Here is a 26,978-nt window from a genome sequence, read left to right as displayed (position 1 = left end):
CGGTCCGGGTGGACCGGGGTGGACCCTCGCGGGCCCGGGCCGGTCAGTCCGCGGCGGGCGCGACGACCGTCGTGGTGGCGGGCGCCTCGCCCGCCCGGTCCTGCGCCGCCGCGTCCTCGGCCTCGTGGGCCTCGGCCGCCTTGGCCGCCCGGCGCTTCATCAGCCACGCCGAGAGGGCGCCGCCGGCCACCGCGGCGAGCAGGCCGATCCAGGAGAACTTGGACAGCCACTGCTCGGCGACCTTGCCGACCTGGTAGACCAGCAGGGTGGTGCCGCCGGCCCAGACCACGCCGCCGAGGACGTTGGCGATCAGGAACTTCCAGTAGGGCATCTTCAACGCGCCGGCGAGCGGCCCGGCGAAGATCCGCAGCAGGGCGATGAAGCGGCCGAAGAAGACCGCCCACATGCCCCACTTCTGGAAGGAGCGCTCGGCGGTGGCCAGGTGGCTGGGGCCGAAGTGCTTGGGGAACCTCCGCCCGAGCTTCTCGAACAGCGGCTTGCCGCCCCTGCGGCCGATCGAGTAGCCGATCGAGTCGCCGATGATCGCGCCGAGGATCGCGCAGACCGCCACCCAGACCGGGCTGACCACGCCGCGCGCGGACAGCAGGGCGGCGGAGACCAGGGCGATCTCCCCGGGCAGCGGAATCCCCAGCGACTCCAGTCCGATGATCAGAGCCACCAGGGCGTACACCGCGCCCGGTGGTACGCCTTCGATCCAGGCGTCGATGTGCAGCAAGGCCAGTACCTCCGTGGCAGGACGGGACCCACGGCGGCACCGGCCGGGGCCCGATCAGGTCCCCGCGGCCCGCACGCCGGTCCCGACGTCGTCCTCATGGCGGCACCAGGCCGCTCCCCGAAGATGCAGCCTAACGTGCCGGGCGGCCCGTCCCCCCGGCCATCACCCCTGGTTGGGACGTACGGGGCCACTGCGCGGTTCCGGTCCGGGCGCCCCTGCCGCCCGCCGGCCGGCCCGGCCGGCGGGCCGCCCGCGCCGTGCGGCGCCAGCAGCGACTCCAGGGAGGCGACGTCCCCGGTCCGGGCGGCCCCGACGAACACCTCCAGCAGCCACCGGTGCTCCCCTGCGTCCACGGCTTCCCGCTGCCCCGCCACCAGACGCTTGCGGGCCCGGCTGGTGATCTTGCGGACGTTGACGACGCTCAGGCGCAGCATCCCGGCGATGTCGGCATAGGCGTAGTCGAAGGCCTCGCGCAGGATGTACACCGCCCGCTCCGTGGGCGTCAGCCGCTCCAGGAGCAGGAGCAGCGCGGAGGCCAGCTCCTCCGCCCGCTCCACCCCGGCCGCGGGGGCGCCGCCGGGGTCGACGGGCTCGGGCAGCCAGGGATCGATGGAGGTCTGCCGGCGCGAGCGGGCGGACCGGGCCACGTTGATGGCCAGCCGGGCGGTGGCGCGGGACAGGAAGGCGGACGGGCTGAGCACGGCCGAGCGGTCGGCCTTCTGCCAGCGCAGCCACACGTCCTGGACCACGTCCTCCGCCTCGACCGCGCTCTCCAGCGTCCGGTACGCGATGCCGAACAGCCGCGGCCGCAGCTCCTCGAAGACGGCCGCGGCCTCGTCCAGGGAGTCTTCCCCGGCGGACGGCCGGGACTCCGCGAGCAGGCCGGACAGGTCTATGGACACGGTCACCACGGCTCCGTTTCACCCACGGCATCCGTCGATGCCCTCGGGACCACGCTCCCGCCGTGCCCCCTCGGTGACGCCCCGGAGAGTGCCTGGTCCTGCCCCCCCGGTGGCACCCCGGGGTACCGGGCGGGCACCGGGAGGCGCGGCCCGCGCCGGGAACTCAGGCCGTGACCGGGGCCGCTTCGAGCAGGGCGCCGCCGAGCTGCCTGCGGGAGGTGACGCCGAGCTTCGTGTAGACCTTGCGCAGGTGCCACTCCACCGTGTGCGGGCTGATGAACAGCTGGGCCCCGATCTCGGGGTTCGTCATCCCCCCGCCGGCCAGGGCCGCGATCCGCGCCTCCTGCGCGGTCAGGGCGGTGCGCGCCTCGGCCGTGCGCCTGGGCGCCGCCGCGCCCGTGGCGCGCAGTTCGCGCCACGCGCGCTGCGCGAACCCCGCGACCCCGGCCCGGCTCAGTGCCCGGTAGGCGGTGCCCAGGTCCTCGTGCTCCACCGCCCGGACGGCGTGGTCGAGGGCGTCCCGGTACCGGCCGAGGCCGTTGTACAGGACGGCGAGGAGGTGGTGTTCGAGGCCGGTCGCCCGCCCCTCCCCCCAGGACACCGCGTCGCCGGCGGCGTCGCGGATCACCTCGGCGGCCCGGGCGCCCTCGCCGCGCCAGGCCATGAGCAGCAGCGCGGGGTACGCCATCGGCGAGTGGCCGGTCACCTCCGTCAGGGAGTCGGCCTCGTCGATGAGCGCCGAGGCGAGGTCGAAGTCGCCGGCGTGCACGGCCAGGGCGGCCCGGTAGCCGAGGGCCAGCGGCAGGACGTTGAGGGCGCCGCTCTCGCGGGCCGACCTGACCGCGTGCTCGGTCAGCCGGTGCCACGTCCCGTCGTCCCACATCTCCCCGGCCACCAGCCACGTCAGCCAGAGCCAGCGCATGACGTCGCCGCCCTCGTGTCCGGCGGCCCGCCCGAACGCCCCCAGCGCGGCGCGCAGGTGCGGACCCCCGGGGCCGCAGCCCTCGGCGAACCAGGTCACCAGGCCGTCGAGCAGGAGGTCCGTCGGCCGCGGCGGGCGCGCCCCGGGCGGCGCCGTCCGGGCGGCCTCGGCGACCTCGCGCACACCGGGGCCGTCGCCGAGGCGCCCGGCGAAGACCGCCGATCCGAGGGCGTCGAGGTACGCCTCACGGGCCTCCGGGTCACCCACCCGCGCCAGCCGGCCGGCCGCGTCCAGCAGCAGGGGCAGCGCCTCCCCGCCGCGTCTGCGGGCGAAGACCACCCGGGCGTGCAGCCGGGTCAGCCGGGCCTGCTGCACCTCGTCGGACGGGCTCAGCCGCGCCGCGGCGAGGAGTTCGAGCGCCGCGTCGGGTGACCCCGCGTCGAACGCGGCCTGCGCGGCGGCCGCCGCCCGCGTCCCGCGCCGGACCGGATCGGGTGTCAGCTCGGTCGCCCGCCTGAGGAAGGCCGCCGCGGCCGCGATCCCGCCGCGGGCCTGGGCCCGGCCGGCCGAGCGTTCCAGCGCGCCCGCCAGCGCCTCGTCGGGCTCGACCGCCGCGTGGGCGCGGTGCCAGGCCCGGCGGTCCGCGTCGAAGTCGGGATCGGTCGCCTCGGCCAGCGCGCGGTGCACGTCCCGGCGCACGGTCGGGTCGGCCGCGCGGTAGGCCGCCGAGCGCACCAGCGGATGACGGAACCGCACCCGCGTGCCGAACTCGACCAGCCCCGTCGCCTCCACCGCTCCCGCGGCGTCCGCGCCGATGTCGAGCCGTTCGGCGACCCGCCGCAGCAACGAGACGTCCCCCACCGGCTCCGCGGCCGCCGCCAGCAGCAGCCGCTGCGCCGCGAGGGGCAGCGATCCGATCCGCCTCAGGTAGCTCTGCTCGATCCGGCTCGCCAGCGGGCGGACGTCCGGGCGCCCGAACCCGCCGGCCAGCTCCGCCGCGCTCAGACCGCGGGTCAGTTCCAGCAGCGCCAGCGGGTTGCCGCGGGTCTCGGCCACGATGCGGTCCCGCACCCGCTCGTCCAGCCGACCGGGGACGACCGATTCCAGCAGTGCCCGCGCGTCGTCGTCGCGCAGCCCCCGGACGACGATCTCGCGCAGCCCCCCGAAGGGGTCACCGCCCTCGGCGGGCTCCGACGCGCGTATCGCGAACACCAGCGCCACCCGCTCCGCCAGCAGCCGGCGGGCGACGAAGGCCAGCGTCTGGGCGGAGACCCGGTCGAGCCACTGGGCGTCGTCCACGACACAGGCCAGCGGCCGCTCCTCCGCCGCCTCGGCCACCAGGCTGAGCACCGCCAGACCGACCAGGAACCGGTCCGGCGCGCCGCCCGCGCTCAGTCCGAACGCGACGGACAGGGCGTCACGCTGGGGGCCGGGCAGCCGGTCGAGCCCTCCCAGCAGGGGCACGCACAGCTGGTGCAGCCCGGCGAACGCCAGCTCCATCTCGGACTCGACGCCGACGGCCCGCAGGACCTGACACCCCGTCGCGCCGTCCACCAGGTACTCCGCCAGGGCGGACTTGCCGACTCCCGGCTCACCGCGCAGCACGAGCGCCCGGCCCCGGCCGCTCCGGGCGCCGGCGATCACCTCGTCCAGCGCTCCGCACTCGCCACGCCGCCCGAGCAGCCGGCGCCGTCCACGCCTGGGAGCGCCGTCCGCCATCCATCACCACCACGCAGTCCGAGGCCCTGACCCTGATCAACTCGGGCCCCGCCCATCATGCATCAGCGCGCGCGGACCGGACAGACGTCCGCCGGACAGGTGTCACATCCGGCGCGGCCACCTTGTCATGACTGGTGTCAGCACGTCGGCGGCCACCACGTCAGGAACCCGGTGGCCGCCGGCGCGGCCGGTGCGACGCGGCGGCCGCGCTGACGCGCGGGGCGCCGACGCCCTTGCCGCACACCGCGGTTCGGCCCCCGCTCCCGGGCGCGCCGCGCGCACCCCCGTTCGAGAGCAAACCGGAGGAAGAAATGCCCAGCAAGCCGAACACCTTCCGCACGGCGGCGGTGGCGCTCGTCGCCGCCCTGGCCGCCGCGAGCGCCGTCACGGTGCCGGCCACCGCCGGGGCCGCACCGGTCGCGGCCGCACCGGCCGGCACCGCACCGGCCGGGGCCGACGCCGGCATCTCCGCCCTGAGCTTCCCCGGTGAGGGCAGCGACTGGAAGCCGGTGACGTACGCCGGCGGGGCGATCACCAGCAGGTCCACCCCGGGAGAGGCCCGCGACAACCGCGGCAACATCCTGCACGCCTGGCGCGGCGGGGACAACGACACCATCTGGATCTCCTTGAACAACGGGCCCGCCCGCGCGCTGCCCAACGCGCAGACGTGGACGTCCCCGCGGGTGATCTGGACCGACGACGGCGGCCGCGGCAACTTCCGGATCTTCCACACCGGCACCGAGGGCCACGTCTACCAGCACCGCGTCCAGCTCGACACCGGCTACCAGCTGCCCGCCACCCTGCCCGACTGGACCAGGATCCCCAACGACACGCGCACCACCGACACCGTGCCGGTGGCGGCCGCCGCGCTGCCCGGAAACTCCTTCATGCTGGCCTGGAACAGCCAGTCCAACGACGACATCTGGACGATGTACTACAACGGCCAGACCGCCTCCTACGGCACCCCCTCCCTGGTTCCGGGCGCGCTGAGCAAGGACGCGCCGGCCCTGGCCGCCCAGGTGGACACCGACAACAACGATCCCGCGCCCTGGAACCAGGTCGTCCTCGCCTTCACCGGCACTGACAACCGCGTCTACCTGTCCCGCCAGCGGTACGGGACCTCCAGCTGGACGACGCCCCGTCAGATCTTCGCCGCGAACTCCTACGGCTGGACGAGGCAGGCCCCGTCCGTCGCGCTGTCCCGCAACGGCTGGGGCGTGATCAGCCTCACCGAGGACCGCGACTCCACCATCGGCAGCTACCTGATCTCCCGCGACGGCGGGTGGAGCGGGTACTACGAGGAGCCGAGCTTCGCGAGCACGTACGGCAGGACGCCCCTGGCCGTGATCGCCGGCACCGAGCTGTACTACGTCATCAACGGCACGGGCGGGGGCCACAACGGCGTCCTGTGGAAGCGCGTCTACGACCTCGCGGCCCTGCCCAAGCCCTCGGCCCCGCAGTGGTGATCCCGGGCCGGTCTCCCGCGCTCCCCCGCATGCGCGCGACACGACGAGAACGCCGAGGTGGACATCACGTGAAACCGCTCCGACCGGCGGCCGGGCTGCTGTCCGGCCTGCTGCTCGCCCTGCTGATACCCGGGACCGCCGCGGCGGTGCCCGTTCCCGTTCCCCGGGATACGGTTGCGGCGCCCGTCCCGGCGGCGGACCCGCCACCGGCCGGTCCCGGCGCGTCCGGACCGGACCTGAGCTCCGCCAACCGCACCGGCCCGCCCGACGGCATGCCCGACTGGTCCCGCGTCGGCTACCGGGGCGGTCGGCAGCCGCCCAGCGGCGAGACCTCCCGGAGCACCGACGCCGCCTGCCGGATCACCCCGGCCGAGCTCGCCTCCGGCTACCAGGTCCGGCCGGACGACGGGGTCGACGACACCGCCGGGCTGCAGAAGGCGATCGACGACATCAGGAGCGCCTGCTCGCCGACGGCCAACTTCGACCGGCTCTCGCTCATCGAGCTGCCGGCCGGACGCGTCGACCTCTCCCGGCAGGTCTACGTCGACGCCGACTTCCTGACGCTGCGCGGTCAGGGCTCCGGCGAGGGCGGCACCCGCCTGGTGTTCCGGCCCGACCTCAGCACCCGCTACGACACGGTGATCAACGGCCGCTGGGACCAGGACGGCATGGTGGCCGGCACCGGGAGCGACGTCGGCACGGGCGGCTGGATGTGGCCGGGCCGCGGCATGTTCCGGGTCCAGACCCGCGACGTGGCGGAGCGGTACAAGGACGACTGGGCGGCCGCCTCGACCCTCCCGATGCGCAAGGACATCTTCGAGGGCAGCGTCAACCAGCACTGGGTGTCCGGCATCAAGGTCGCCGCCCGGGACGGCGACCCGGGCTTCGCGGGCCGCCAGGGCCACACCGTCGTGCGGCTGGACCCGAAGGCCGACATGAAGAAGTTCCGGCTCGGCGGCTACGTCTGGGTGGGCGCGGCCAACAGCAGGAAGTTCTACGAGCAGCAGGGCGTCACCGACCCGGGCATGATCGAAGCCCTCCACATGCGCCAGCAGATGTTCCGGGCCACCGGCGTGGACGTCAACAACAAGACGATCACCCTGGACCGCCCGCTGGAGTGGGACCTTCCGGTCAACTCCGAGTCGGACGGCTCCGATCCGCTGACCGGCAGCGGCACGCCGTACGCCAGCAAGGTCACCCCGCTGAAGGCGGTCGAGGGCGTCGGTTTCGAGGACTTCGCCTTCACCCAGGACATGAACGGCCTGCCGAAGATCGGCGGTCAGGGAACGTACGACCTGACCCCCGATCAGGCCGTGCACAACTACGGCAACCTGGCGCCCGAGTACGCGATGCACGGCATCGTCTTCAAGTGGGCCGCCAACAGCTGGGCGCGCGGGCTGAAGGCCGAGATGACCGGCTCGCACCCGATCGTCACCGAGAACGCCCGCAACCTCCAGATCGAGCGCAACAGCTTCGACGGCGCCTGGAACAAGGGCAAGGGCGGCAACGGCTACCTGCGCGGCAGCCGCGTCTGGGACTCCCTGTGGGCCCACAACCTCAGCCGCAACCTGCGTCACTTCACCTTCCAGTGGTCGGCCGGCGGCAACGTCGCCTTCCGCAACGACCTCGACTCCGACCTCAACCTGCACGGCGGCTGGGAGCACAACAACCTCTTCGAGCAGAACACCGTACGGATCCCCTACGAACACCGCTCGGGCAGCTGCCGGGCCAACTGCGGCGGCGAGGGCGGCGAGATCGACGAGGGGACCTGGTACCCGATCTGGTGGGCGGCCGGCCCCAAGGCGGGCAAGTGGTCCGGCTCCTCCGGCCCGCAGAACGTCTTCTACAACAACACCCTCGTCAAACAGACCACCCCGGGCGGGCCGTTCGAACCGTACGCCCCGTACGGCACCCGCTCCGGCACGGCCTTCCGGTTCGGCTCCGCCGACGACGACCCCCGCCGGTTCCTGCCGCTCGGCCAGGCCGGGCAGCCCATCGCGGACTGGACCGGCCGGGAGGCCCTGGACTACCGGGGCCAGGGAGTGGCGACCCTCGACGTCGGCAAACGCCATTCCCTGTTCCTGCGCGACACCGGCGGCGAGATCGAGCCCCGTGACGAGGCCCGCCGCAACGCGATCACCTGGAACATGCTCGGCTCGGGCGTCAACCGGGGCAACTTCAAGTGGACCTCGGGAGTGCGCGCCCTGGCGGACACCAACGACGCCGACGTCATCGCGCTGCAGGAGGCCGGCACCCCGCCCCCGGGGAGCGAGTACCAACGGCCGGGGACACTCGCCCTCATCGAACAGTCGGAGTTCGGCCGGACGTACGGGGACGATCCGCGCGTGAACTATCCGCCGGTCCGGGAGTACCGCATCGGCACGGCGGCCCAGACGCACGGCTACGTGTACTGGCTCCACACGGACACCAACAGGCTGGCGAACACCGCCCGGGCGAACCTCGCCGTCTGGACCAGGGACCGCGTCTACGATCCGATCCTGGAACCCAACGCGGAGGGACGCGTCTTCGTCGTGCCCGGAAGGACCGCCGCGGGAGTGCACACCGGCCGGCCGGCGCTCGGCGTCCGCGTCGGCGACGTCGTCTACTTCACCCTGCACGGGGACTCGCAGGCCAACGGCACCGACGTCCCCGTGCTCCTGGCTAACATCGAGGCGCGGATGCGGACCGCGGGCCCCAACGGGACGCCGCTGCACTGGGTCGCCCTCGGCGACTTCAACCGCGAGCCGCTCGGCCTCGCCCTGGAACTCGGCGGCGTCACCGCCCCGTACCGGGTGCGCGCCGGCGAGGAGCCCACGTATCCGGCGGGAAGGCCCGTCAGCCGGTACGACTACGCGGTCCTGCCCCGCACCGTCGGCGACGCCCCGAACGCGGTGAGCGCCGCGCACATCACCCGGCTGGACCTGCCCTCCGCCGGGATCTCGGACCACCATCCCGTCCTCTACGAGTTCAGCAACCTGCCCAACAGCGGTCCGCGGCCCGTGCCCCGGCCCCTGGCCCGGACCGTGCCGACGGACACACCGGTCGTGCTGCGCAACGCCGGCAGCTCCGCTGCCGCCGCCCGCTCCGGCAGCGGCACCGGCCAGGTCGTCGACCTGCCGGTGAACCGGGCCAACCGGGCCGCCCAGGAGTTCACCCTGCAGGCGGATCCCGAGTACCCCGGCTACTTCCGGGTGCTCCACACCGCGAGCGGCGCCTACCTGGGCCAGTCCCTCCCCGCCACCGGAGCACCGGTGGTGCTGCAGAACGAGGACCGGGGGCCCACCCAGCTGTGGCTCGTCGTCGACCAGGGCGACGGGACGTGGGTCCTGGAGAACATGGCCACCAGTCAGATCCTCACCGCCGTCCCCTGGAGCACCGGCGAGGAGCCGCAGGGCCGCGAGTTCGACCAGGCCGATCCCGCCCAGCGCTGGTTCCTCCAGCCGCCAGACGAGGCGGAGGCCGTCGACGAGATCGACCTGGTGGACGCCACCACGGTGCCCCTGGTGCTCAACGTCGAGTACGGGGACACCGCGGAGGGCACCCCGGTGAACGTGAGCCGTGACCAGGACCTGCCCAGCGAGCGGATCCGCTTGATCTACGCGGGCAGGAGCGGCAACGACAGCTGCTACTACCTGACCTACGGCGGGAAGTACATCAACTCGACGGCGGCCGGTTCACCGCCGCAGTCGGGCAACACGGTCACCCTGAACGCCTTCCGTCCCGACGACGACGGCTTCATGTGGCGCGAGTCGCCCAACCGGTCGGGTGTGTCCCTGAGCAACCACACGGCGTCCGGTGAGCGCCTCCATCTGGACACGCACGGGATGGACGCCCAGCTGACCGTCCGCCTGTTCGGCCCCGACGAAGTCCCGCCCGTCTGGAGGTACGAGCGGACCAGCTGACCCGCGCACGCGTGACGGCCCGCCGGCCCCGTCGGCGGGCCGTCACGCGTTCCCGTCACGGCCGGCCGGGGCACTCGGGCCGCTCGGCGAAGTCCAGGACGGTGACGGAGGGACCGCGGACGGCCAGCGGGGGGACCGCCGAGGCGAGCCGCAACAGGGCGCCGAACGGGCCGCGGCCCTGAGGTACAGACCGGTGCGGTTGGCCGTCCTCGCACCTGTTCGGGCGGGCGGCGCGAGAGACGGGCCCGACCCAACGAGCACCCGCCTCAATGAAATGTCACCGGTCACACCTTGACAAGTCACCCACAGCTCGGAATCATCCACCATCAAGAAGTCTCCCCCCAGGCCGCGTCCGCACCCGGCCGCAGCACCGGCGGACGGCGGCGCGATCACGCGGCGGCACCACATCGCACCACGGGAGCGGGTTCGGCCCCACGGCGAAGCCCTCGCTTCTCTGGGCCCGGGAACCTTCGAATTACCCTTCCGGCAGCGATTTCTGACTGCACGGCGCCCGAGAGAGGTGAGTGACATGGGGATCCTCGACGCGGAGTTCATCGACCTGGAGCCACTCGGTGCGGACAAGGCGGCCGACGCACGCGACCCCATCGCCGAGGCCGAGGTGCTCGCCGGCCTCACGGGCTCCGGCCGCACCCTTGTGGTGATGGCCCACCCCCTGAGCGCCGGCCGGGTCATCACCGTCGGGTCCGGGCGGATCCACCGGCCCTCACCCGCCTCATGACCGGGACCCTGCGGATCACGTCGGACTGTGCGCGGCTGGTCGCGATGTTCGACTGGGCGGTACGCACGGCCCGGACCCATGTGTACCCCGCCGGGTGGACCGGCCCGGTGAACGCCGACGAGCATCGGCCGCTCGGCACCGGGACGGCGCCCTACCTCCCCACCTACCACGCCGGCTACCGGCACCGGAGCGCCTTCTACGCCCGCGACTTCGCGCACCAGGCGGTCGGCGCCCATCTGCTCGGGCTGGCCCTGGAGAATGCCACCATGCTCCGGGCCTTCGCCGCGTCGGCCACCGCCGGGCACGGCCACCACCCGGTCTGGGCCTGCAACTTCGACGGCACGTTCCACACCATCGACTACCACGGGCCCGAACGATTCGTACGTGAACTGCCCGCTGTCTTCGAACTCGTGGAGACCGTCCTGCGCCTGTACCGGTGGACCGGGGACCGCACCCTGGTCGACGACCCCGTGCTGTGGGCGTTCTGCCGCACCACCGTGACCGAGTTCGTCCGCCGCCGCACCGCCGGCTCGCCAGTCGCCCGCGGCACCGGCGGCGGCATCTTCGACGGCACCGCCAGCTACCACGAACTGAGCGAGGAGCGGCTGGTGGAGGCGGGCGACGGAATCGCCACCCAGTACCGGGCATACCTCGCGGCGGCCGAACTCGCCACCGCCCGCGGAGAGCACGCCTTCGCCGCCCGGTGCGCCGAGCTCGCCCGAGAGCTGAAGCGCTACTTCAACGAGGAATGGAGCCGCGTCCGCCCTGCGGACGGCCAGGCGCGGCGGAACGGCCGGGGCGAGCACCCGGCCGACACGGTCCGCGGGTACACCGGCGACGGTCGGCCGGTCACCGGCTGGGGCCGAGAAGGCAGTTGGTTCATGCCGCTCAAACGCATCATCGACGCGGGCCCCCGCAACGAGCGGTACCTCGACTACATCGACGAGGAAGCCGCCGGTGCCGACGCCCCGCCCAACGCGGAGGCGTACACCTACCTGCCAGAGGTGTTCTTCGCCCACGGCCGCGCCGAGACCGCCTGGCGCTGGATGACCGCCGTCCACGACCTGCGGGACCGGCCCCACCCGGTGCCCGAACAGGGACGCAACGGCGACTACCCCGAACTCTCTTTCACCCTCGTCGGCCAGACCGTCGAAGGGCTGCTCGGCCTGCTGCCCGACGCGCCCGCACACCGCCTGTCCACCCTGCCCGGACTGCCGGGCGCCATCGGCCGGGTCGAGGTTCGGGACATCCCCTTCGGAGACGGTCTGTTGACGCTCCGACACGACGGCGACGGCAGCACGCTCACTCGCTCGACCGGCGCCGAACTGAGCTGGGAGGCCCGGCTCCCCGGTGCGCACACGGCGCTCACCGTGGACGGGCAGCCACGTACGCCGGAGGTCAGGACCGATGGCGGGGTGACATACAGCCGCACCACCGTACGCGTCGCGCCCGGCCGGGCGTGCACGGTGCGCGTCGCGCGCCCGGCCGAGGCCGTCCCTCCGGTCGGCCCAGGTGGTCGGCGGCCGCGGGACGCCGACTCCGGGCGGTGAGCCTGCCGAGAGCCAGTAGGGCTGGAGGCGGCCTTTGTGCTGTCCTGGCCACAGTGCGGCCACAAGCACCGGCTCGCCCCGGCGGGCGCGGGCCGGGTGGTGCCCGCTCAGTCGGTGGCCTCTGCGATCAACCGGTGTCCCAGGGCTGACATCTCCCGGCCGAAGCGGTCGTTGGTGAAGCGGTCCAGGACTCGGTCGCGGGCCCGGGCACCGCGGGTGGTGGCCTCGTCCGGGGTCTCCAGGGCGAGGCGGAGCGCTGCTGCCAGGTCGGCCGGGTCGAGGCGGCGGCTGCCCGACGGGCCCCCGACCGGGACGGGGTAGCCGACGGAGTCGTCCGGGACCAGTTCGCGCAGGGAGTCCACGGCGGTGGCCACCACCGGGCGGCCGAAGGCCATCATCTCGGCGCACACGTAGCAGAACGACTCCCAGAGACTGGGCACCACCGCCACGTCGGCCACCGACATCCAGCCGAGCGCCTCCGCGCGGCTGATGTCGCCGAGGAAGGCGACCTGCCCGGTCAGGTCGAGCTCCGCGGCGCGCCGCCGCAGGTGCTCCTCCTCCGGGCCGACGCCGACCAGCGCGAGCCGGACCGGGACGGGGGCCGGGCCCAGGTCCGGCCGGTGCACGGGACCCAGGCGGGCCAGGGCCGTCAGCAGCGCGTCGAAGCCCTTCACCGGGACCAGCCGGCCGCAGGCCACCACGAGCGGCTGCTCCCAGGCCCGGGCGCCCAGCAGAGCGGCCCGCCGCTCGAACCGGCCCGGGTCGGCCTCGACGGCGGCGATCTCGGCCGGGTCGACGCCCAGGTGGACCACCGACCGGGTGGCGTCGTCGGCGCCGTAGCGGGCGGTGATGGCGTCGCGCAAGGCGTGGCTGATGAAGACCGTGTGGTCGCTGCCGTGCAGCGCCTTGGCCTCGATCGCGAGCAGGTCCGCGCGGTCGGCGGTGGTGCCGTTCGTCACCCGGTGGCCGTCCCGGTCGTAGGGCGTGATCGCCTCGAAGTCCTGGAGCAGCACGTTGACCAGCGGCGCGGAGTGCTCGCGGGCCAGGACCGCGGCCTCCGGGAAGCAGAACAGGTCGGGCAGGGCGACCAGGTCCGGCGGGCCCACCTCGCGGACGAGCTGCTTGGCGGCCACGAGCAGGCGGTGGTGGGTCCGCAGGCTCTGGTCCCGCAAGCCGGTCTCGCTGTTGTAGAGGACCCCGGTGCCGGTCCGCAGCACCCGCACGCCGTCCACCTGCTCGTGGATGTCACCGGATCCGGTGTGGCTGGTGACGACGTGGACCTGCCACCCCTGGGCGGCCAGGCCCGTCGCCAGGCTCCTGGCCACCGTGCTGGTGCCGCCGACGGTGAGCGGCGGGTACTCGCGGGAGAAGACGAGGACGCGGGGTGCGGGACTCATGAGCGGTTGCCTCCGGCGGGGTCGGCCAGGTCTGGGACGCGGGTGAGGAACCGGTCGATCTGCGCGCGGGTCGCCAGGTCGGCGCCCATGCCGCGGTCGACCGTGCGGTGCCACTCGACGATCGCCGCCGCGGCCCCGTGCAGGTCGAAGTGGTGCTCCCAGCCGAGTTCGGCGGCCGCCCGACGGCCGTCCAGGCGGAGCACCGCCTCCTCGGCGAAGCCGGGATCGGACTTGGCCAGGACGGCCGGGGCGTCGAGTCCGGCGGCGGGCGCCGCGGTGCGCGCCCAGTGGGTGCGGAGCGCGCTGACGAGCTCGTGGACGGTGGCACCGTCGCCGGGCGGGGCGAAGTTGAACACACGGCCGGCGGGCACCCGGCCGGCGGCCAGGGCGTCGGCGAGGCGCAGCAGGCCGGCCGTGACGTCGAGGACGTGCTGCCAGGGCCGCACGGCGGACGCGTTGCGCAGCTCGATCGGCGCCCCGGCGGCCAGCGCCGCCATCGTGTCGGGCACCAGCCGGTGCGCCGCGTGGTCGCCGCCCCCGATCACGTTGCCGAACCGCACCGAGGCGGCCAGGGTGCCCTGCCGACCCCCGGTACCCTGCTGGTCGAAGAGCGCCGCGTACCCCTCGAAGACGAGCTCGGCCGCCGCCTTGGAGACGCTGTAGGGGTCGCCGCCGCCGATCTCGTCGGTCTCCCGGTAGGGCCAGGGCCAGCCGAAGTTGCGGTAGCACTTGTCCGAGGTCACGTGGACCAGGACGCCGGGCCCGGTGCTGCGGGCGGCCTCCAGGACGTTGACCGAGCCGCCGATGTTCGTGGTCAGGGTGGTCCGCGGATCCTCCAGGCCGGCGCGGACCAGGGGTTGGGCCGCCAGGTGGAAGACGCAGTCGTAGGGCGCGCCGCCCATCAGCCGGTGCACGGTGTCGTAGTCGCGGATGTCGCCGACGTGGCCCTTGACGCCGTGCTCCGCCAGCCAGCGGGAGCGGGTGCGGGTCACCGGGTCGGCGTTGTGGGCGATCCCGTCGACCTCGGCGCCGAGTCGACGCAGCATCAGGGCGAGCCAGGAACCGACGAATCCGGTGTGACCGGTGATCAGCACCCGGCGGTCGCGCCAGGCTCCGTTCAGCTGGGTGTCGGCCACGGGAACTCCTCTCGCGCGATGAGGTCCTCGACCTCGGTGAAGTCCTTGAAGGTGTCCAGGGGGTGCCAGCGGCCCTCGTGGACGACCGCCCGCAACCGGCCACCGGCGGCCAGCCGGGGCAGCACGGTCTCTTCGAACTCACCACACGGCTCCGCCAGTTCGTCGAAGACGGCGGGAGTGCACAGGAAGTAGCCGGCCGAGATCAGCTCGGGGCGCAGCGGTTTCTCGACGAAGGAGGTGACCAAGGCGTCCGGTCCGACGGTCAGTTCGCCGTAGCGCGCTCTGACCCGGGTCGCGGCCATCACGGCCATCGCGCGGGTGGCCTGCTGGACGCTCTGCAGCATACCCAGGTCGAAGTCGGAGAGGACGTCGGCGTAGCCCAGGAAGAAGGAGCGCTCCCCGATGTGGCCGCGCGCGTCCCGCAGGCGCCGGGACTTGGACGCCAGCGGGCCGCTGTCCACCAGGGTCACCCGGACCCCGCTGGTGAACCGGGTCCAGCCCGGACCCGACTCGACCGCCTCCGCGGGGACGTGGAACTCGGCGAGCAGGGCCCGGCGGATCGCGTCCGCGCCATAGCCCACGCAGAGCACGAACTCGTCCGAGCCGAAGGCGCGGTAGTAGTCGATCACGTGCAGCAGGAGGGCGCGCCCGTCCGGCAGCGGCCGCAGCGGTTTGGGGGTGTGGTCGTCATGGGTGCGCTGGCGCAGGCCGAGGCCTCCGCACAGCAGCAGGACCGGTGGGCGGCCGTCCGCCCTCGTCGCCTGCCCGGGTGTGGCGGTCATCAGGGATTCCCGTTCTCGTTGATTCCGGTCCGGCGCCGGGGCGAGTCCGGCGGGGTCGCCGGACTCGCCCTAACGCAGACCGGTTCGGTAGGCCTCCGCCTGGATCCCGTACAGCTGTGCGTAGTGCCCTCCGAGTGCGATCAATTGGTCGTGGGTGCCGAACTCGGTGACGCGGGCGCCGTTCAGCACGAGGATGAGATCGGCCGCCCGGACGGTGGAGAAGCGGTGCGACACCAGCAGGGTCACCCCGCCCGTGCCGGACCGGGTGCCGCTGCGGGCGAGCACGGCGTAGCGGTCGAAGAGCGCGTGCTCGGTCTCGGCGTCGACCGCGGAGGTCGGCTCGTCCAGGACGGTGAGCAGCGGTTGTTCCCGCATGAAGCCCCGGGCGAGGGCGACCCGCTGCCACTGGCCGTGCGAGAGGTCCACTCCCCGCGGCCAGCCGGCGCCCAGCCGGGTCTCCGCTCCGTCAGGCAGGGCCCGCGCGATGTCGTCCGCCCCGGCCCGCTCCAGCGCCGTGCCGACGGCCTCCGGGTCGTCCGCGCGCGGCAGGTCGCCGATGCCGACCGAGGTCCGCAGCCGGAACTCGAAGGCGAAGAAGTCCTGGAAGGTGCCGGTCACCCGGCGGCGCCAGGAGACCGGGTCGGTGCGCGCGAGGTCCTGGCCGTCCAGGGTGATCCGCCCGGAGGTCGGCGGATACAGACCGCACAGCAGTTTCACCAGGCTCGACTTGCCGGCGCCGTTCTCGCCCACGACCGCGATCACGGCTCCGGCCGGCAGCAGCAGGTCGATCCCGTCGAGGACCGGGCGGTCCGTCCCGGGGTAGGCGAAGGTGACCGCGTCGAGCCGGATGCCCTCGGCCAGGCGCTCCGGTGCGGACCACTCGGCTTCCGCCCGGTGCTTCGCGGCGTAGTCCTCCAGCCAGGCCAGCTTGCGGGAGCAGTCGAGCCAGATGGTCCGGAAGAAGTGCAGCTGGGTCATGGTCTGGCCGATGTACCCGGAGAGCCGGCTGCCCGCCGCGAGGACGAGCAGCACGGCGGCCGTGCGGTTCGCGGCGTGCGCCGCCGTGTAGGCCAGGGCCGCGATGAAGGCCGCCGCGAACAGGGCCTGCGCGCCGGCCTGCCAGGCGGTGCTGACCCAGCGGGCGCGGGCGAGCGGGCGGTGGCCCTGCTCCCAGGCCCGGTGCCGCAGTCGCCGGATCAGCGGGCCGGTGCGGGCGACGCGCAGTTCCTTGCCCGCCGTCGCGGAGGTGGCCAGCAGGAACAGGTGGCGGGCGAGCCGGTCGTGCCGGGCGCCGGCCTCCTCCACCCGCTTCTCCGCGGCGGCCCGCCGGCCCGAGACGAGGAGCGTCGGCAGCGGGAAGAGCCCGAGCAGCACCAGGAGCGGGTTCACCGAGGCCAGCAGGCCCAGGGTGATCGCCGCCCGGAGCAGCACTCCGATGAGGGTGAACAGGTGCCGGTACAGGTCGCTGAGCGCCGAGGCGTGGTCGCGCAGTACCGAAATGCGGTCGAGCTGGGCGGGCCGCTCGTGGTGCTCGATGGTGGCCACGCCGGCCTGCAGCTCGGCGATGTGCGACTCGACGACGACGGCGGCCCGGTCGGCGAAGCGCTGGTTCACCCGCGAACTGACCGTCTCTAGCAGCCAGTTGCCCGCCGCCATGGCGGCGAGGAGCCCGCAGCCGGCGGCGATCTGCGTACCGCTGTGGGCGATCACCGCGGTGGCGAAGGCGGTGAGTCCCCAGGCGAACATCGCGTCCGGCACGGCGCTGAGCACCTCGGTGCAGAAGGCCGTGGCGATCATCGCGGGGCTGGAGCGCCAGCCCATGCGCAGCGAGCGGCCCAGGGAGCGCCAGGCTCCGGGCAGCGGGTCGAGTTCGTCGGCGGTCACGGCCGGACCTCCTGTCCGTGGTCGTCCTGGGCGCTCCCGGCCGAGCGCGTGGCCGGCACCAGGCCCTCTGCCGGCTCGGTGCCGTCCGACGACTCGATGCCGTCGGCGGCCGGCTCGTCGAAGCGGGAGGCTTGCAGGGTGTAGAGGTCGTGGTAGCGGCCCTGGGCGGCCATCAGCTCGGCGTGGCTGCCGAGTTCGACGATCCGGCCCTGTTCGAGCACGCAGATCCGGTCGGCCTGGCGCACGGTGGAGAACCGGTGCGAGATCAGCAGGGTGGTGACGCCACGGGTGGCGCGCAGCAGGCGTCCGAAGATCTCGGCCTCACCGCGCACGTCGAGCTGCGCGGTGGGCTCGTCCAGGATCACCAGGCCCGCCCCGGAGCGCACGGCGGCCAGCGCTCGGGCGATGGCCACCCGCTGCCACTGGCCGCCGGACAGCTCGGTGCCGCCCTCGTACTCGCGGGCGAGGACGGTGTCGAGCGGCGCGAGCCCGAGCCCGCCGGCCTCCCGCAGCACGTCCTCGACCACGTCGTCGTCCGCTCCGAGCGGGGCGACGTTGTCCCGCAGCGGCAGGTGGTAGCGGAGGAAGTCCTGGAACACCGCCGCGACCTGCCCGCGCCAGGCCTCCAGGTCGAACTCGCGCAGGTCGGCGCCGTCCACCTCGATGGCCCCGCCGGTCGGGTCGTGCAGCCGGCAGAGCAGCTTCGCCAGCGTGGTCTTGCCTGCCCCGTTGACGCCGACGACGGCGAGCGAGGTGCCCGCCTCGATCGTCAGGTCGACCCCGTCGAGGACCGGTCCGGTGCTCCCGGGGTAGCGGAACTCGACCCCGCGCAGCCGGATCCCGGCGGCGGGCAGGCCGGCCGCCGCCTTCGTGCCCGACGGCAGCCGGCCGATCTCGGCCATGGACTCCCGCAGGGCCAGCGCGGTCGCGACCGATTCGGCGGTCGGCGGCAGTGCCCAGTTGATCCCGCCGAAGGCCACGGCCGAGACCCCGAGGGCGGCCTGGGCGAACATCGCCGCCCGGCCGACCGACAGATCGCCGGCGGTCGCACGCTGGGCCAGCGACCAGAACAGCAGGCCGTTGGCGGCCAGCAGGACGAGCACCGCCCAGCGCACCGGCCTGCGCCGCAGCCGGGTCGCCTGCCCGCGCAGGTCGCCCAGCTTGCGGCGGTGCGCGGTGAACCGGGCGACGGTCCATTCGCTCAGCCCGAAGATCCGCAGCTCCTTGGCCGCCGGCGCGGCCACCGCCAGGCGGTAGGAGTAGTCGGCCTCGCGTTGGGCCGCGAGCACCTCCTCCTCGGTCCGGTCCCAGGAGCCGCTCTCGCGCAGCAGCCAGTGCGTGGACAGCCAGGCGCCGGTGAGCAGCAGGGCGGCCCACCAGCTGTAGGAGAGCAGGACCACCGCCTGGGCCAGCCCGGCGGCCGCCTCGACCAGGCCGCCGGCGATCAGCCCGATCGCGATGACCATCGGCGGGCCGGACATGCCCTGGTCGAAGTCCTTGGCGAGGGTGAGGCGTTCGGTGAGCTCCCGGGACTCCAGGTGGGCGAGCGCGGGCGGTTCGGTCGAGGCGCCGGCCAGCACGTCCTGAAGCCGGTCGGACATCCGCTCGCCCAGGCTGCTGCTGACCTGGGCGTGCACCGGGGCGAGCAGTTGGACGAACACGAACGCGACGCCGACGGCCACCAAGGGGCCGAGGTAGGACCGGCCGACGTCGAGCGCCCCGACCAGTCGGCCGGTCAGGACGGCGAGGACCGCCGGCAGTGCGCCGCGGCTCGCGATCAGGCACCACCAGGCAATGCCCAGGCGTAGGTGGGTCCGGGTGAGGAAGGCGAAGAGGACGGGCTCCTGCCGCCGCCGGATCGCGGCGATCACCGCTGCCTCGCGGTGAAGGGGGTGCACATGCGGTTCGTCGGTCCTGTCTGGGGAGGAGGCGGTCGGTACGGTTCCCGGACGGCGCCGGGGGCCGCCCGGGTGGCAGCGCGTGCGCCGGTCGGCACGTCGGCCGGCGGCACGTCACGTGGTGACACGTCACGTGGTGGCATGTCAGGTGACTTCCCTTGCGGCGGACTGGTGCCGATCCGGCGCCGGGGCGTCGCCCAGTCGCAGGCAGGCGGCGGTGAAGACCTCGCCCACGACCATCGCGGGGCGCCCGCCGATGAACACCCGGTAGACGCGCTGAGCACCGGTCACCGTCCGGTCCGGTCCGCGGTTCGGCCCACAGTCCGGCCCACAGTCCGGCCCGCGACCCGGCCCCGAGGCCCGCACCCACGCCTGCGCCTGGTCCAGCGGGTCGGCGCCCTCACCACCGAACAGCACGCGGATGCACAGGAGTTCACGGAAGGTCTCGACCCGCCGACGGCGCAGCACCCGGCCGATCGGCTCGCTGGTCGTGGTGAGGTCGCGGTGCACCGGTCCGGGCAGCGCGTCGGTCGACAGCACGGACCGGGCGCGGACCAGGGTGGTGCCGGAGCCGGCGGCGACCAGCTGCGTGGAGCGGGTCAGCACGGGGCCGGTGCCGGGGCCGGGGCCGTCCGCCAGGGCGGCCAGCGCCCCGGCGGGCGCCGGACCGCCGTGCCGCAGCTCGGCGAGCCGGACCGGCCCGCCGAGCAGCTCCTCCAGCAGCGTGGTGACGGTTCCGTCGGTGGTCACGAGCAGCCGGCCGAACGCGCTCAAACGGTCGACCGGGAGCTGTCCCGCCGCAGGCCCGGCGGGGCTCACCGGTCGTCCTGCGGCGGCTTGCGCAGCGCCTTCCCGGTGGCCGACCGCGGGATCCGGTCGACGGGTTCGAAGGCGCGCGGCATCTGCTGGGGGGCCAGTTCGGCGCGGCACCAGTCGACGAGACCGCTCAGCACCGCACCGGGGCGCAACACGACCCGGGCGACCGGGACCTCGCCGCGCACCTCGTCGGCCGCGGCCGCGACGGAGACGTCGAGGACGCCGGGGTGCCGGGCGATCACCTGTTCCACCTCGGCCGGCGAGACCTTCTCCCCGGCGACGTTGATGACGGCGGCCGCTCGGCCGTACAGCAGCAGCCGCTCCGGTGAGGTGACCGACCGGCGGGCCAGGTCGCCGGTGCGGTACCACCCGTCGGGTCCGGCGACGGGCACCAGCCGGCCACCGGTCCCGGGTCCGAACCGCCCGAGGGCGAGTGAGGAGCTCTGCACCTGGAGCTCCCCTTCCGTGAGCCGGACCCGCACGCCGGGCAGCGGCTCCCCGAGGTCACCGGCTTCCTGACCGGGCTCGACCCGGGTGAGGGTCATCGCGCCGGCTTCGGAGGATCCGTAGCAGTTGTAGAGGGGCAACTCTGCCATGCCGCCTGCGCGTTGCCGAACGGCCGGGGGCAGGGCGGCCCCGGCCGAGACCGCGGCGTTCAGCCGGGCCAGGTCCTGGGCGACCGTCCCCTGCCGCCCGGCCCCCTGGGCCAGCAGGCCGTAGTGGGCCGGCAGTGCGATCAGGGTCCGGGCGTCGACTGCCCGCACCGCTGCGGCGCAGGCCGAGGGCAGGCACCTGCTCGGCAGCAGGCGCACGGGGGCACCCGACACGAGCGGTCCGAGGAGGCCGTAGTTGAAGCCGTAGGCGTGGAACGTCGGCGCGGCGCAGACCACGGCCGCGTCGGGCCGGTAGCCGAGGAAGTCCGCGACCCGCCGGGCGTCCGCGAGCACGGCGGCGCTCGACCGGACGACCGCCGTCGGCACTCCGGTCGAGCCGGAGGTGAAGAACACCTGCGCGTCGGCCGGCAGGCCGCTCGCCGCCTCCGGGCCGTCGGCAACGCGGACGGACCCCAGGTACGGCGACTCGTCGGCGCCGGGCCGGACCGCGGCGCCGGGCCCGGACGGGCCCGCCCCGGTCGCCGGGTCGCGGTGCAGCAGCGGGAGGCCGGCCCGGTCCGCGGCGAGGGTCAGCAGGACCGTCGCCACCGGATCCCGGGTCTCGACGACCACGGCGCCGCCTGCGTGGCGCCGGAGCAGCGCCTCGGACAGCTCCGCCGCCACGGCCAGCAGCTCGTCACGGCTCCACGAGCGGTCGCCGGTGATCAGCGCGGGATCGGTGGCGCGGCCGGCGGCCGCGGCGACCGCGGCGAAGATTCCCGGCGACATCATGACGGCTCCTGGAGTGCGGTTTCGGCTGGGGGCGGACCGGGTCGGTCAGCCTCGCGCGACGATGTAGTCGGCGATCTTCGCGGGCGTGCTGAAGCTCTCCACCGTGAGTTCCTCGTCGGGGATCGTGAGGGAGAACTCGTTCTCGATCCAGACCAGGAGTTCCAGGACGCCGAGCGAGTCGAACTCGGGGTAGTCGCGCAGGTCCGTGTCGGCTTCCGGGGCGGCGTCGCGCAGCGCGGGGATCACCTCCCGCAGGCGCAGCGAGATCGCGTCGAGGACGTGCTGACGTTCTGCCATTCCTGGTGACCACCTGTCTGGTTGGGTGTGGTGGGGCGGGGGTGGGGCCGGGGCGGGTCCGCGTTCAGGCCGTGGCGGTGAACCCGAGCTCGGCATCGCGCACGGCCGACAGCAGCGCGCGGTACGCGTCGGCGGCCGGCCCGTCCGGCAGCAGGTCCTTCCAGGGCTTCGCCGGGCTCGCGAAGTGCAGCACCGCGGCCGTCTCCTCCAGCCGGGCGAGGTCCTGCAAGGGCACCAGGTCCTCCGTGGTGTAACGGACCCAGGGGGTCCGGACCAGCGCCGACAGCGGGAAGGCGTTCCAGTGCGGGTCCAGCCGCTGCCACCGGTCCGCCGCGGCCCAGTTGAGTGCGTCCTGGTCCCAGAGTCGGATGTGCTCCGGGTGGGCGGCGATGAACTCGACCGCCCGGGCGAACAGCCGTTCCTCCCGGCAGCGGGCCGGATCGATCAGCAGCACTCCGGAGTTGAAGTACTCCTGCCCGGGCGGGATGCCGAGCCTGGACCAGCCGGGCAGGGCCCGGCCGCGTCCGACGACCGGGTTGAGCGGGTCCCGCACGGCGGCGATCGGCCGGCCGTCGAGCCCGGTGTCGAGCAGCGCACGCAGGTCCCCGCGGACGACCAGGTCCGCGTCGAGGTAGAGGACCCGCTCGCCGTCGAGGTACAGCTCGGGAATGACCAGGCGCAGGTAGTTGGCCTGGGCCCCGCCGAACGCGGTCGGGTAGCGGATCGGCTCCAGCCGGACGGGGCGCAGCCGCACCCGCAGGCCGAGGAGTTCCGCGTGCCACCGCAGCCGCTCGATCGTCGGCGGTGAAAGCTCCTCGTAGAGCACGTCGATCGTCAGACGATCCGTCAATTCCGAATTCGACGCACGGAGCGAGTGCCATGCCACGGTGAGCGGGAGGCTGTAGGCCTCGTCGATGGCGAAGACCAGGCGGGTCGCTTCTCCGTCGCTCGAAGGCATTGTTTCGGGCACAGGCGCTCTCCCCCGGATTCACGGCAAAGGATGGGTTCCGCAGCGAACACCGCCGGGCTCCGCCGACCGGCCCCATCACGCGGCCGGAGTCGCAACTACGCCTCCACCTGCGTCGGCTGACTGTTCGGCGAGCCTCGTGAGCGATCACGTGAACCTTCCCGGAAACTATGATCCGGGCCGTCCGCCGCTGTCAACAACCGCTTGTGAAGCATTCGCGGACGGGTTGGTCGTCATCCGAACTGACTGATTGACAGCTCTCCCGGCCTGAGCCATAGTTCCGTGAACGGTCACGTGAACGATCACGGATAGCACTGTCCACTCACTCCGATTACCCGCTCCGCGTGTTCCGCACGTTCCGCACGGTCCACGCAGTCCGGAAGAACGGGCCGGATCGCGGACCCGCCGGAACACCGAGCCGGATCGCGCCGCCGCAGACCCCGCGACCGGACCGCGCCGTGCGAGGCGCGCCGCACGCCGGACCTGCTCACCATCCCTTTCCCGCCGCGGACACCGGTCGCGTTCGGGCACGTCACGAGAATCGAGGGAGTCATGACACGGCCTCGGACGGCACGGGCTGACCGGCCGCTCCCCGCTCCCGGCCCCGCCGCCCCGCCCTCGCCGCCGACAACAGCGACAGCGACAGCGACGCCGGCGACGGCAACGGCGACGGGTGGGCCGGCCGACCGGCTCGCCGAGGCCGTCGCCCGGGTCCGCCTGGTGCCCGACCGGTACCGCGAGTTCCGCCAGGACGGGCGTCAGGCGGCCCGCGAGCACGGCATCGGCCCGGCCCTGATCGAGGAGCTCGGCGAGGCCGGACTCCCCTCCCAGGTCCGCGACGGCGTCGGCTACTTCGACCGGGTGGACCTGGCCAACATCGCGCTGGCGCTGCGCCTGCCCAACGCGCGCACCCTGGCCATGCGCGGCTGGGCGAAATCGCTGCGCACCGCGTCCGGCGCGGCCGCCGGCACCTTCGAGGTCGAGGTGCGCGCGCACTGCCCGCAGCCGGGGCACCCCGGCGAGTGCGAGTACACCCGCAGTGAGGCCCTGCGCTCCCTCGACGGCTACACCCCGGCGGCCGTCCCCACCCTCGGGCAGCTGCGCCACCGGGCCACCGCAACCGAGTCCACCGGGCGGCTGCCCGAGGCGGTCGCCGGTCTGCTGCGGCCCTTGCACTTCCACCTGCTTCCGGAGCCGCTCCGCGCCGACCTCGGCTTCCTGGCCGAGACCGGCCTGGCCGACTGCGACCTGGCCGCCCTGTACCTGACCCGCGAGGCCGGCCGGCTCGGCCTGGCCGCCCGCTACGGCTTCGGGTTCTTCCTCGCCGCGCCCTACTCGATCATCCACGCCTGGACGGAGGTGCTCGACGGCGGCGAGTGGCACGCCTTCGACCCGCACCTGCTCAACCTGCTCGGCGACTGGTCACTGCTCGACCCCGAGGAGTGGCCGTCCCACCGGTCGATCGGGAGCTGCACGGCGCGGGTCAGCAACCACCACCTCTGGTTGACCACCCATCACGGGGCCTGCGCCCCGCTGTCGCTCGCCACCCACTGGGCCGAGGCGGACGCCGCATGAGCGACCGACCGCGGAACGCGGACCGGCCGGTCCGGATCGTCCTGGTGGGCGCCGGTGCGATGGGCCAGGCCTGGGCCCGGGCGCTGCACGGGCACCCCCGGTGCCGGCTCGCGGGGATCGTGGACGCCGATCCGCGCCGGGCGCGCGGGCTGGCGCTGCGCCTGCGGCTGCCGGAGCTTCCGGTCGGCACCGCGCTGGACGCGCTGCCCGGAGTGGCAGCGGACGCCTGCGTCAACGCCACCCCGCCGCAGGTCCACCGCTCAGTGATCACCGAAGCCCTCGGCAGCGGCCTGTCGGTGCTGACCGAGAAGCCCTTCGCCATGGACGCCTACGAGGCGGCCGAACTGACCAGGGCGGCCGAGCGCCACGACCGACTGCTGATGGTCAGTCAGTCCCGCAGTCTCCAGCCCGGTGTGGCCGCCTTCCGGGCGGCCATCGACCGCCTGGGCGGCCTGGACCGGCTGGAGGCGCGGTTCAGCCGCGGCTACCCCGCCGACGGGTTCCGCGCGGACCTGGACCAGCCGCTGCTGCGCGACATGGCGGTGCACGCCTTCGACACGAGCCGCAGGCTCACCGGGAGCGACGCGCGCTCCGTCTACTGCGACGCGCCCGCGCGCCCCGGCACCGGCTACCGCGGCCCGGCCGAGGCGACCGCCCTGTTCACCATGCTGAACGGCGCCCGCTTCCTCTACCAGGGCAGTTGGTCCGCCCCGGCGATGCCCACCGCCTGGAGCGGCAGCTGGCGGGCGACGGGCCGGCACGGCACCGCGACCTGGAACGGAGCGGGCACCGTCCGGCTGGCGCTGGTGAGCGGTGCACCGGCGCCCGTCCCGGGAGCGGGAGCTCGCCCCGAGCCCGACCCCGGCGCGGCCGGGACGGTCCTGGCCGAGGCCGAGGCCGACGACCAGGGCTTCGACCGGGACCCGGTCCGCCAAGTGACGCCGCCGCTCGACGAGTTCCTCGACGCCCTGGCCACCGGCGCACCGGGCTGGGGCAGCGCCCGCAACAACCTCGCGACGATGGCGATGCTCGACGCCGCGATCGCGTCCGCGCGCTCCGGCACGCCCGTCGCGGTCGCACCGGTCGCAGAGGTCACGGCGCGGCCCTCCGCCGGACCGGGCCGCTGATGCGCCTCGCCCTGGTGCAGAGCGCCGCCAGCCCCGGTGATCCGCAGGAGAACCTGCGGCGCGGGCTGGCACTGTGCGAGGAGGCCAAGGCCGGCGGCGCCGACCTGGTGGTCTTCCCCGAGCTGTGGCAGACCGGGTACGCCCCCTGCCCGGGCGACGCGGCGGGCGGGCAGCGCTGGCACGACCAGGCCACCTCGGTCGACGGTCCCTGGCTGGGCGCCTTCCGGGCGGCCGCGCGGCGCCTGCGCCTCGCCGTCGTCACCACCTTCGTGGAGGCGCACAGCACCGGCCCGGGCAACGCGGCGGCCGTGATCGACGCGGCCGGCCGGGTCACCGACGTCTACCGGAAGGTCCACGTCTGCGACTTCGGCTGGGAACGGGTCTTCACCCCCGGTCCCGGGTTCACCGTCAGCACCGTGCGGACGGCCGCCGGACCGGTCAGGCTCGGGGTCATCATCTGCTTCGACCGCGAGCAGCCGGAGGCCTGCCGGGCGCTCGCGCTGGACGGCGCGGAACTCGTCGTCTGCCCCAACGCCTCGCTGCTCTGCGACGACCGGATCGGACAGGTCAGGACCAGGGCGTTCGAGAACTCGGTCGCGGTCGCGGTCGCCAACTACCCGCTGCCGCGGATGAACGGGCGCTCCTGCCTGTTCGACGGGCGGGCCGTGCACCGAAACCGGCCGCGCGACCACACGGTCGCGCTCGCCGACGGCCGCAGCCGGCTGGTCCTCGCCGACCTGGACCTCGCGGCCCTGCGGGAGTACCGCACCGGCTCCATCTGGGGCGCCGCGCACCGCCGTCCCACCGCCTACGCCTCACTGACCCGGGAAGTGGCCCGATGACCCAGTCACCCGAGATCCGGCCGTTCCGCTTCGGCGTGCTCGCCGGCCGTGCCGCCGACGTCGCGCAGTGGGAGGAGCTGAGCCGGCGGCGCGAGGAGCAGGGGTACGGCTCCCTCCTCGTCCCCGACCATCTGAACCGCGAATGGGGCCCGCTGGTCGCCCTGACCCTGGCGGCGCGGGCGACCCGGACGATCGCCGTCGGCCCGCTGATGCTCGGGGCTGCGCTGCGGCAGCCGTCGGTGCTCTACAAGGAGCTGGCCACGCTCGGCCTCGTCGCCCCCGGGCGCCTGGAGATCGGGGTCGGCGCGGGCTGGCTGGCCTCGGACTTCAGCCGGGCCGGCGTCGTGATGGCGTCCGGCGGCGACCGGGTCCACCAGGCCGTGGAGGCGGTGACGGTGCTGCGCCGGCTCTGGGAGGAGGGAAGCGTCAGCTTCGAGGGGCGCACGCAGCGGGTCCTCGACGCGGTCGGCGAGCCCCGGCCCGGTCCGGCCCGGTGGACGATGGGCGGCGGCGGCCCGCGGATGCTGCGCGCGGCCGCCGAGCTGGCCGACATCGTCTCCTTCTCCGCCCGGCTCTCCTCCGGCAGCAAGGACAACCGGTTCGGCCCGTCCGCCCTGGCGGCCGAGTTCGACCGGCGGGTGCGCTGGGTGCGGCAGGCCCGGCCGGGCGCGGCGGCACCGGAGTTCCAGTGCCTGCTCTTCGCCGCCTCGATCTGCGCCTCCAGCACCCGCTACGCCGAGCGGGTCCTCACCCACATGTTCGGCCTGCCGCCCGCCGAGGCGCTGGACTCCCCGCTGGCCCTGGCGGGCAGCGTGGCGGAGGTCTGCGAGCGCCTGGAGGAGCGGCGGCAGCGGTACGGGATCTCCTACTGGGTGCTCCCCGCCGCCCAGGCGGACGCCTTCGCGCCGGTGGTCGAGCGACTGGCCGGCAAGTGAC

The 26,978-nt window shown here is 74.2% G+C and carries 20 protein-coding genes; 8 read left to right on the top strand and 12 right to left on the bottom strand.

Annotation, left to right across the window (positions count from 1 at the left end):
• Positions 1–43: 43 nt before the first annotated feature.
• From ABT238_RS28840 to ABT238_RS28830, 3 genes are all read right to left on the bottom strand, one after another.
• Positions 44–733: a DedA family protein gene (locus tag ABT238_RS28840; protein ID WP_350566680.1), complete on the bottom strand. Its 690-nt coding sequence runs from the start codon at positions 731–733 to the stop codon at positions 44–46.
• Complete coding sequence (locus ABT238_RS28835; protein WP_350798960.1) at positions 670–1,638, bottom strand: sigma-70 family RNA polymerase sigma factor; 969 nt, start codon at positions 1,636–1,638, stop codon at positions 670–672. Before ABT238_RS28835 ends, ABT238_RS28840 begins: the two co-directional genes overlap by 64 nt.
• 163 nt (positions 1,639–1,801) lie before the next feature.
• Entirely contained in the window at positions 1,802–4,279 is a 2,478-nt protein-coding gene (locus ABT238_RS28830; protein ID WP_350798756.1) for a helix-turn-helix transcriptional regulator, read from the bottom strand.
• 311 nt (positions 4,280–4,590) lie between these two features.
• On the opposite strand from ABT238_RS28830, the gene ABT238_RS28825 reads away from it, so the two are divergent.
• From ABT238_RS28825 to ABT238_RS28810, 4 genes are all read left to right on the top strand, one after another.
• On the top strand, positions 4,591–5,745 hold the full coding sequence (locus tag ABT238_RS28825; protein ID WP_350798744.1) for a hypothetical protein: 1,155 nt from the start codon (positions 4,591–4,593) through the stop codon (positions 5,743–5,745).
• A 68-nt stretch (positions 5,746–5,813) separates the two neighbouring features.
• On the top strand, positions 5,814–9,647 hold the full coding sequence (locus ABT238_RS28820; protein WP_350798737.1) for an RICIN domain-containing protein: 3,834 nt from the start codon (positions 5,814–5,816) through the stop codon (positions 9,645–9,647).
• Between the two features lie 529 nt (positions 9,648–10,176).
• Positions 10,177–10,386, top strand: a complete 210-nt coding sequence (locus tag ABT238_RS28815) for a hypothetical protein (RefSeq protein ID WP_350566603.1) — start codon at positions 10,177–10,179, stop codon at positions 10,384–10,386.
• The gene (locus tag ABT238_RS28810) at positions 10,383–11,936 is read left to right on the top strand and encodes a hypothetical protein (RefSeq protein WP_350798721.1); all 1,554 of its coding nucleotides are present in this window, start codon (positions 10,383–10,385) and stop codon (positions 11,934–11,936) included. The genes ABT238_RS28815 and ABT238_RS28810 overlap by 4 nt, the downstream gene beginning before the upstream one ends.
• Before the next feature lie 107 nt (positions 11,937–12,043).
• Here the strand turns inward: ABT238_RS28810 and ABT238_RS28805 are convergent, their stop codons facing one another.
• The 9 genes from ABT238_RS28805 to ABT238_RS28765 form a co-directional block, all read right to left on the bottom strand.
• Positions 12,044–13,333 (bottom strand): glycosyltransferase family 4 protein, encoded by a 1,290-nt coding sequence (locus tag ABT238_RS28805; RefSeq protein WP_350798717.1) that lies wholly within the window; start codon positions 13,331–13,333, stop codon positions 12,044–12,046.
• Positions 13,330–14,469: a CDP-glucose 4,6-dehydratase gene (gene rfbG / locus ABT238_RS28800; RefSeq protein WP_350798712.1), complete on the bottom strand. Its 1,140-nt coding sequence runs from the start codon at positions 14,467–14,469 to the stop codon at positions 13,330–13,332. The genes ABT238_RS28805 and rfbG overlap by 4 nt, the downstream gene beginning before the upstream one ends.
• The gene (locus ABT238_RS28795; RefSeq protein WP_350798703.1) at positions 14,451–15,251 is read right to left on the bottom strand and encodes a sugar phosphate nucleotidyltransferase; all 801 of its coding nucleotides are present in this window, start codon (positions 15,249–15,251) and stop codon (positions 14,451–14,453) included. Before ABT238_RS28795 ends, rfbG begins: the two co-directional genes overlap by 19 nt.
• Positions 15,252–15,320: 69 nt before the next feature.
• Positions 15,321–17,135, bottom strand: a complete 1,815-nt coding sequence (locus ABT238_RS28790; protein WP_350566593.1) for an ATP-binding cassette domain-containing protein — start codon at positions 17,133–17,135, stop codon at positions 15,321–15,323.
• Positions 17,132–19,033: an ABC transporter ATP-binding protein gene (locus ABT238_RS28785; protein ID WP_350798692.1), complete on the bottom strand. Its 1,902-nt coding sequence runs from the start codon at positions 19,031–19,033 to the stop codon at positions 17,132–17,134. The genes ABT238_RS28790 and ABT238_RS28785 overlap by 4 nt, the downstream gene beginning before the upstream one ends.
• A 144-nt stretch (positions 19,034–19,177) precedes the next feature.
• The gene (locus tag ABT238_RS28780) at positions 19,178–19,807 is read right to left on the bottom strand and encodes a chorismate--pyruvate lyase family protein (protein WP_350566589.1); all 630 of its coding nucleotides are present in this window, start codon (positions 19,805–19,807) and stop codon (positions 19,178–19,180) included.
• A 41-nt stretch (positions 19,808–19,848) separates the two neighbouring features.
• Positions 19,849–21,234: a class I adenylate-forming enzyme family protein gene (locus ABT238_RS28775; RefSeq protein ID WP_350566587.1), complete on the bottom strand. Its 1,386-nt coding sequence runs from the start codon at positions 21,232–21,234 to the stop codon at positions 19,849–19,851.
• 45 nt (positions 21,235–21,279) lie between these two features.
• Entirely contained in the window at positions 21,280–21,531 is a 252-nt protein-coding gene (locus ABT238_RS28770) for an acyl carrier protein (protein ID WP_328959074.1), read from the bottom strand.
• Between the two features lie 64 nt (positions 21,532–21,595).
• Positions 21,596–22,489: a glycosyltransferase family 8 protein gene (locus ABT238_RS28765; protein WP_350566585.1), complete on the bottom strand. Its 894-nt coding sequence runs from the start codon at positions 22,487–22,489 to the stop codon at positions 21,596–21,598.
• 729 nt (positions 22,490–23,218) lie between these two features.
• On the opposite strand from ABT238_RS28765, the gene ABT238_RS28760 reads away from it, so the two are divergent.
• From ABT238_RS28760 to ABT238_RS28745, 4 genes are read left to right on the top strand one after another with little or no spacing between them, the layout of a single operon-like run.
• The gene (locus tag ABT238_RS28760; RefSeq protein WP_350566584.1) at positions 23,219–24,073 is read left to right on the top strand and encodes a transglutaminase-like domain-containing protein; all 855 of its coding nucleotides are present in this window, start codon (positions 23,219–23,221) and stop codon (positions 24,071–24,073) included.
• Positions 24,070–25,200: a Gfo/Idh/MocA family protein gene (locus ABT238_RS28755; RefSeq protein WP_350798661.1), complete on the top strand. Its 1,131-nt coding sequence runs from the start codon at positions 24,070–24,072 to the stop codon at positions 25,198–25,200. The genes ABT238_RS28760 and ABT238_RS28755 overlap by 4 nt, the downstream gene beginning before the upstream one ends.
• Positions 25,200–26,042, top strand: a complete 843-nt coding sequence (locus ABT238_RS28750) for a carbon-nitrogen hydrolase family protein (protein ID WP_350798651.1) — start codon at positions 25,200–25,202, stop codon at positions 26,040–26,042. Before ABT238_RS28755 ends, ABT238_RS28750 begins: the two co-directional genes overlap by 1 nt.
• The gene (locus ABT238_RS28745) at positions 26,039–26,977 is read left to right on the top strand and encodes a TIGR03621 family F420-dependent LLM class oxidoreductase (RefSeq protein ID WP_350798643.1); all 939 of its coding nucleotides are present in this window, start codon (positions 26,039–26,041) and stop codon (positions 26,975–26,977) included. Before ABT238_RS28750 ends, ABT238_RS28745 begins: the two co-directional genes overlap by 4 nt.
• Position 26,978: the final 1 nt, after the last annotated feature.

Source organism: Kitasatospora sp. NPDC001527 (genome assembly GCF_040298605.1).
Lineage (GTDB): Bacteria > Actinomycetota > Actinomycetes > Streptomycetales > Streptomycetaceae > Kitasatospora.
This window is presented reverse-complemented; position numbering and strand designations above follow the sequence as displayed.

Coding starts and splice junctions, on each gene's coding strand:
- ABT238_RS28805 (WP_350798717.1), bottom strand. CDS start 13,333: ATGAGTCCCGCACCCCGCGTCCTCGTCTTCTCCCGCGAGTACCCGCCG.
- ABT238_RS28770 (WP_328959074.1), bottom strand. CDS start 21,531: ATGGCAGAACGTCAGCACGTCCTCGACGCGATCTCGCTGCGCCTGCGG.
- ABT238_RS28795 (WP_350798703.1), bottom strand. CDS start 15,251: ATGACCGCCACACCCGGGCAGGCGACGAGGGCGGACGGCCGCCCACCG.
- ABT238_RS28765 (WP_350566585.1), bottom strand. CDS start 22,489: ATGCCTTCGAGCGACGGAGAAGCGACCCGCCTGGTCTTCGCCATCGAC.
- ABT238_RS28750 (WP_350798651.1), top strand. CDS start 25,200: ATGCGCCTCGCCCTGGTGCAGAGCGCCGCCAGCCCCGGTGATCCGCAG.
- ABT238_RS28815 (WP_350566603.1), top strand. CDS start 10,177: ATGGGGATCCTCGACGCGGAGTTCATCGACCTGGAGCCACTCGGTGCG.
- ABT238_RS28775 (WP_350566587.1), bottom strand. CDS start 21,234: ATGATGTCGCCGGGAATCTTCGCCGCGGTCGCCGCGGCCGCCGGCCGC.
- ABT238_RS28830 (WP_350798756.1), bottom strand. CDS start 4,279: ATGGCGGACGGCGCTCCCAGGCGTGGACGGCGCCGGCTGCTCGGGCGG.
- ABT238_RS28755 (WP_350798661.1), top strand. CDS start 24,070: ATGAGCGACCGACCGCGGAACGCGGACCGGCCGGTCCGGATCGTCCTG.
- ABT238_RS28825 (WP_350798744.1), top strand. CDS start 4,591: ATGCCCAGCAAGCCGAACACCTTCCGCACGGCGGCGGTGGCGCTCGTC.
- ABT238_RS28745 (WP_350798643.1), top strand. CDS start 26,039: ATGACCCAGTCACCCGAGATCCGGCCGTTCCGCTTCGGCGTGCTCGCC.
- ABT238_RS28810 (WP_350798721.1), top strand. CDS start 10,383: ATGACCGGGACCCTGCGGATCACGTCGGACTGTGCGCGGCTGGTCGCG.